We start from the raw sequence: 6,220 nt of genomic DNA, 5'->3' as shown, positions 1-6,220 counted from the left end.
CCCGACCCCACCCCCGACCGTGCCCCCCACCCCCCACCCGACCACCGACCCGACAAAGCCCCCCAAGCCCCCCGAGGTGAACTGCCGCTGGGAGCAGTGGTGGGGCTGGCTCCCGGTCTGGGTCTGCTCCAAGTCCTGATCCCCGGCGACCTTGCCCGTGCCGGACACCGGGCGGACCGCACCCGGCGCCGTGGCGCGAGTGCCGCACCGGCCGGTGTCCGCAGCCGGCGCTGTGCGGCTCGCGTGTCAGGGGCAGCGGGTCATGCGAGGAAGGGCTTGTCGACCGAACCGGCGCGCTTGACGGTCCGGATCACGGGAGCGGTCTCGATCTTGCGGATACCGGGCAGGAGCCCGGCCCGGTTGGCGATGTAGTCGTACAGGGCGTAGACGTCCGGGCAGAGGACCGAGGCGAGCAGGTTGGTGGGGCCGGTGGTGGCGGCCGCGAAGGGGACCTCGGGGTGCTGGGCGAGCTCCTGCCCGGCGGCGGCCAGCTGGGTGGGGTCGACGGAGATCCACAGGAGTGCGGTGCTGGCGTAGCCGAGCAGCCGGTCGTCGACGTCGATGTCGAAGTACAGCGCTCCGCCGGCGCGCAGCGAGGCGATTCTGCGACGGACCGTCGCCTCGTGGTGTCCGGTGACCGCCGCCAGCGCGGCGTGGCCGGCGCGACCGTCCCGCGCCAGCTCCTGCAGCAGGGCGCGGTCGTTGTCGTCCAGCTCGATCGGGGCCTGCGGTGCGGCGGGCCCGGAGGGGGGTGGCGCGAGCCGGGCAGTCTGCTCTGCGGAGAGGGCGGAGGTGAGGCCCTGCCAGCCGGTGGGGCCGCCCCGGAAGGTGTGCAGGAGGCAGTGCGCGCTGATCGCGGTCACCGGGCGGGTGGCGGGGAGCTTGTTCAGCAGCAGGGCGTCGCGGTTCTGCTCGCTGTCGGCCTGGACCGTGCACACGACTTCGGCGCCTCCCGAGGCCAGGCGGACCCAGAGGGTGTCTTCGCGTTTGGCGAGGGCCTCGGCGATAGCAGTCGCCGTGCCAGGTGCGCATTGCAGCCGCACCACCCATTCCACGTACCCCAGGCGTCGGGCGTCGAGCCGGCCGAACACCCGCAGTTCGCCTGCGCGGCGCAGCCGGTTGTAGCGGCGGGCGATCGTCTGGTCGGAGACGCCCAGCACCTCGGCGATCCGGCTGAACGGCGCGCGGCCGTCGACGGACAGGGCATGGACGAGCTGGCGGTCGAGGGAATCCACGCATCAACAGACTACTGATGTCGAAAAGCGGCGCGGATCCGCGGCTGCCTGGAACGCGCCCGGGGCCTGACGGATCGTGAACCCGGGCCGCCCAGGCCCCTTCGACCTTCACCCACCCGAGGAGCACCCCATGTCCGAGCTCGCGCAGACCTGCCGCGAGGTCCGGCTCGCCGCATACCCCGACGGCCTGCCCGCCCTTGAGCACTTCACGGTCGTCAACACCGCGCTGCCGCTCCCGAAGACCGGCCAAGTGCTGGTCCGCAACCGCTTCTTCCGCGTCTCGGCCTCGCTGCGCATGATGATCAGTCAGGGGGCCGAGGACGTGAAGGGCGTGCCGTTTCCCGCGCTGCGCCCGGGCGACACCCTGGCCGAGGAGGCGGTGGGCGACGTCGTCTCGGCGCCGGCCGGCAGTGGACTGCACCCCGGTGACCTGGTCTCCCACTCCCTGGGATGGCGCGAGTACGCCGTCCTGGACCCGGCGGCGTGCTCACGGCTGGAGGACGTGCTGCCTGACCCGATCGCCTTCCTGGGGCACGGGTGGACCGCCTATGCGGCACTGACCCGAGGAGTGCACATCCAGCCCGGTGACACCGTGTTCGTCTCCGCGGGCGGCAGCGCCATCGGCTCGATGGCCGCGCAGATCGCCCGCATGCTGGGCGCCGGCCGGGTGATCGGCAGTGCCGGTTCGCGGAGCAAGGCCGAACGCCTGGTCCGTGAGCTCGGATACGACGCGGCGGTGATCCGCGGCACCGAAGAAGCCATGGCCGGGCAGCTGGCGCAGGCTGCGCCGGACGGCATCGACGTGTTCCTGGACAACGTCGGTGGCGATCAGTTGCGCGTGGCCGTCACGGCCGCCCGTGAAGGGGCGCGTTTCGTTCTGGTCGGTGCCCTCTCCGGGCAACTGGCGGCACACGGCACAGGCAGGACGGCCCCGGTCGAACTGGACTCCTTCCAGATCCTGCTGAAGAAGATCACCATCCGTGGCTACAGCGCCGATGACGACCCGCAGGCGCGCTCGGAGTGGAACCAGCGCTTCGGAGACCGGCTGCGATCCGGCGACATGACCTTTCCCCATGTCCGCATCACCGGCATCGAGCAGGCCCCCAGCGCATTGCTCGACATCATCGACGGGCGTCATGTGGGAACCGTCGTCGTCGAACTGTGAAGGCAGGACCGGGGCGGGCGCCCCGGCCGGTCTCACCGCCGATCGCATCCGCCCTGCCCGTGCCGGTCGCCGGGCTCGGTCCGGCTCACAGCTCGCCCATCGAGTGCTGTTGGGCGAACTCGTCGGCGAGCAGGCCCATCAGGACGAGATCGTGGTGGCGGCCTGCGGAGAAGGCGTGGTCGCGGAGGCGGCCCTCTTCGGTGAAGCCGAGGCGGTGGTGGAGAGCCAGGGACGCCTCGTTGTGGGCGAAGATCCGGGCTTCGCACTTGTGGTAGCGGCGTTCGGCGAACATGAAGCGCAGCAGCATCACCGCGGCCTCCGCCGCGTAGCCGTTGCGGCGGTGGTCGGCGCCGATCGTGATGCCGTACTCGAACCAGCCGGCCTGCGGATCGGCCTGGTGCGAGGCGACGGCGCCGACCGTTTCGCCCGTGTCGAGGGCCTCGACCGCCAGGCCGAAGCGGTCGCCGTCGGGCGTGGCGGCGGCCTGTTCCCTCGCCCAGGTGCGGAAGCCCTCGCACGAGCGGGGCGGGCGCAGTACGTCTCCCAGCCGCTCCTCGTCCACGGCGAAGCGCATAAACGCGGACCAGTCGTCGGGTTCGACGGCGCGCAGGCGTACTCGTTTGCCCGTCCAGAACGATGTCATCCCGTATGAGAGCACGCTGCGGGGCGTGCGGTCCAGAGGTCCGCCGACCTCTGGGACCGGCTGTGACCTGGAGTTTCCGGGGCGCTGGATACGCCGGGGACGGAGCGTTGGGGTCAGTCGGTCACCCGGCTGCGGTTGACGTACACCAGGTCCTGGAACTCCGGGTGCCGGTCCATCCAGCCCTTGATGAACGGGCACACCGCCAGCGCCCGCAGTCCGTCGGCCCGGGCCGCCTCCAGCCCGGCCCGCGCCAGTGCCGAGCCCACGCCCTGCCCCTCGTAGGCGGGCTCGACCTCGGTATGGGTGAAGGCGATCAGTTCGGGCGTACGGATATACGCGGCGACGCCCGCCACGGCGCCGTCCACCCGCGCCTCGTAGCGCCCGGCCTCCGGTACATCGGTCACCGACACACTCATCCTGGCCCCACTCCTCAATCCCCCTCCAGCACTCTAAGAGCTCCCGCCGCCGCGCGGTCTGCCCGTATCCGCCGCCCGGGTGGCCCGGCCGTGCGCGCGTGGAAGCGGGTCCTTCCGTGGTCTCGGGCGTCGGTCTCGGGCGGCGTAGGTCACGAGCGGCGTCGGTCACCCGTCCGCGCAAGGGAGTACGGCCAGTACCTCCCAGCCGCCGCCCGGTAGGGGGCCTGCGGTCAGGGAGCCGTCGAGGGCGTCGGCGCGTTCGGTGAGGCTGATCAGGCCGAGGCCGCCGCTGTCCTCGGGGGCGCGGGTGCGGTCGGTGCCGTTGTCGCGTACGGAGATGTGCAGGTGGGCGTTGCGGCGGTGCAGGACGATGTGCACTTCGGTGGCCGAGGGGCTGTGCCGCCGTACGTTGGTGAGCGCTTCGTCGATCATGCGGTGTACGGAGGCTGCGAGTTCGGGGGCCAGGCCCGCGTCGAAGCCCGGGGCCATGTGGAGGGTGAGGGCGGGATTGCCCGGGGTGGCGCGGAAGTTCTGGATCAGTTCGTCGATGCGGGACAGGTCGGCCAGCGGCTGGCGCGGGGCCTGTTCCTGCTGGAGGACGCGCAGCAGCCGGCGGGAGGTCGTCAGTGCTTCGTCGCCCGCCTCTTCGATGGTGCGCAGCCCGGCGGCCAGGCGCTCGTCCGCCGCGAGCCCGCCGGTGGCCTTCGCCATGATCGTCATCGCGGCGACGTGGTGGGAGACGAAGTCATGGAGTTCTCCGGCCACTTCGCGCCGCTCCGCGTCGCGCGCCGCCGCCACCGCCGTCGCCCGCTCCGCATCGCGGCAGCGCAGACACAGGCCGAGCGCGGCGACCCCGGCGACGAACAGCGCGTAGGTGACCACCGTCGTACTGCCGGCGCCCGGATCCCGTACGGAAGCGGACAGCAGCCCCGCACCCAGCGCGCTTCCCAGCGCCACGGCGGGCCGCAGCGGCGCCCGCCACAGGACCAGCGCGAGGAGCACCAGCAGCGCGGCGCTCTCGGACAGCCCCCATGCGCAGAGGGAGTTGCCCTGGGCCAGCAGGAGGGCGGTGGTCGTCCAGGAAGCGGCGGTGGCGACGGTGGCGCGTACGACCAGCGAGCCCAAGGGCAGCAGGCACAGGGAGGCGATCAGGCCGGTGGCCCAGACGGCGAGGTGGCCCTGGACGTTGATGTGGCCGCTCACGCGGGCCAGTTCCTCGCTCTCGACGGCCAGCAGGGTGCCGAGCACGAGGGCCAGCGCCAGGCGCGGCACGGCGGACGCGCGCGGTGTGCGCCTGGCCCCGGTGGCAGCGGATGCGGGGGAGAAGGGGCCGGTCATGGGCTTCACGGGATTCACGCTAGAAGGCGCGGCCCGGCGGCGGATCGACCGTCCAGCCACAACCGGCTCGACCGAAAGGACGAGTCGGGGTCTCTCCAACCGGATGCTGGTGATCGCGGGAGGAGGGAATGGGCGCCGGGTGTGCGGAGATCTGGACGGGGCGGCCGGGCTGGGCTAGTTTCCAGCGCGATGAGGGGCAAGGGGAGGGCGGGAACACAGTGAAAACGGTGGTGTGGGGGCGCTCGGTGGGCGCGGTACGTACGAGGCGCTCGGTGCGGGGGCGTACGGGACGGGCCGCGGCGTACGCGGCGGCGCTGACCGCGGTGACGGCGCTGTCCCTGACCACGGGGGCGAGCGGGGCCAGCGCGCACGCGACGGAGTCCGTAGGGTCCGGGGGCCATGCCGCCGGGGCGCCCTCGGCCTCACCCGCGGCCGGCAGCGGCTGGCGGCTCAAGCACAGCGCCGCGGACGGCGGCGCCGACGCGCGCTTTCGCGGCCTGGCCGCCGTCAGCCGCAGCACCGCCTGGGCGGCGGGCACCAAGGGCACCGTGCTGCGCACCCGTGACGGCGGCGCGACCTGGCGCAACGTCTCCCCGCCCGGCGCCGGTGCGCTGGAATTCCGCGACATCGAGGCCTTCGACGCGCGCCGCGCCGTGGTCCTGGCCATCGGCGAGGGCGAGGCCTCGCGCGTCCTGCGCACCGACGACGGCGGCGCCACCTGGACCGAGAGCTTCCGCAACGCCGATCCGCGGGCCTTCTACGACTGCATGACCTTCTTCGACCGCCGGCACGGCATCGCGCTCAGCGACCCGGTCGAGGGCAAGTACCGCATTCTCTCCACCCGTGACGGCGGCCGTAGTTGGCGCGTACTGCCCTCGGGCGGGATGCCCGCAGCGCAGCCCGGCGAGGCGTCCTTCGCGGCGAGCGGCCAGTGCCTGGTCTCCTCCGGCAGCCGCGACGCCTGGATCGCCACCGGCGGCGCCGCCACCGCGCGCGTACTGCACTCCCGCGACCGCGGCCGCACGTGGAGCGTGACCGACGCCCCGCTCCCCGCGGGCGACCCGGCCCGCGGCGTCTTCGCGCTGGCCTTCCGCGACCGCTCCCACGGGCTCGCCGTCGGCGGCGACTACCGCCCGGGGCAGCCGTCGCCGCAGGCCGCCGCGGTCAGCCGGGACGGCGGCGCGAGCTGGCACACATCGGCCGAGCCGCCCAAGGAGTACCGCTCCGGTGCGGCCTGGCTCCCGCACTCCCGCCGCCTCGCCCTCGCCGTCGGTCCCACCGGCAGCGATCTGACCACCGACGGCGGCCGCACCTGGCGCACCTTCGACGCCGGCTCGTACGACACCGTCGACTGCGCGCCGGACCGGGGCTGCTGGGCGGCGGGGGAGAAGGGGCGCATCGCCCGCCTGGAGCGCTGAGCGGC

At 73.3% G+C, this 6,220-nt stretch carries 6 protein-coding genes; 2 read left to right on the top strand and 4 right to left on the bottom strand.

All coding sequences use genetic code 11. The features are described 5' to 3' along the window. Window positions 1-260: 260 nt before the first annotated feature. On the bottom strand, window positions 261-1,235 hold the full coding sequence (locus AC4IJH_RS12060; RefSeq protein WP_490851612.1) for an Lrp/AsnC family transcriptional regulator: 975 nt from the start codon (window positions 1,233-1,235) through the stop codon (window positions 261-263). A 130-nt stretch (window positions 1,236-1,365) separates the two neighbouring features. Here AC4IJH_RS12060 and AC4IJH_RS12055 point away from each other — a divergent pair, with 130 nt between their 5' ends. Beyond that, complete coding sequence (locus AC4IJH_RS12055; RefSeq protein ID WP_490851611.1) at window positions 1,366-2,400, top strand: MDR family NADP-dependent oxidoreductase; 1,035 nt, start codon at window positions 1,366-1,368, stop codon at window positions 2,398-2,400. 85 nt (window positions 2,401-2,485) lie between these two features. On the opposite strand, the gene AC4IJH_RS12050 is transcribed toward AC4IJH_RS12055, so the two are convergent. From AC4IJH_RS12050 to AC4IJH_RS12040, 3 genes are all read right to left on the bottom strand, one after another. Continuing rightward, window positions 2,486-3,043: a GNAT family N-acetyltransferase gene (locus AC4IJH_RS12050; protein WP_490851610.1), complete on the bottom strand. Its 558-nt coding sequence runs from the start codon at window positions 3,041-3,043 to the stop codon at window positions 2,486-2,488. A 113-nt stretch (window positions 3,044-3,156) separates the two neighbouring features. Beyond that, window positions 3,157-3,459 carry a GNAT family N-acetyltransferase gene (locus tag AC4IJH_RS12045; RefSeq protein WP_490851609.1) on the bottom strand — a complete coding sequence of 101 codons (303 nt, stop codon included), beginning with the start codon at window positions 3,457-3,459 and terminating at the stop codon, window positions 3,157-3,159. A 165-nt stretch (window positions 3,460-3,624) separates the two neighbouring features. Beyond that, the gene (locus AC4IJH_RS12040; protein WP_490851622.1) at window positions 3,625-4,797 is read right to left on the bottom strand and encodes a sensor histidine kinase; all 1,173 of its coding nucleotides are present in this window, start codon (window positions 4,795-4,797) and stop codon (window positions 3,625-3,627) included. A 227-nt stretch (window positions 4,798-5,024) separates the two neighbouring features. Here AC4IJH_RS12040 and AC4IJH_RS12035 point away from each other — a divergent pair, with 227 nt between their 5' ends. After that, complete coding sequence (locus AC4IJH_RS12035; protein ID WP_490851608.1) at window positions 5,025-6,215, top strand: WD40/YVTN/BNR-like repeat-containing protein; 1,191 nt, start codon at window positions 5,025-5,027, stop codon at window positions 6,213-6,215. Window positions 6,216-6,220 lie beyond the last annotated feature (5 nt).

The organism is Streptomyces sp. UF-297 (assembly GCF_058245575.1).
This window is presented reverse-complemented; position numbering and strand designations above follow the sequence as displayed.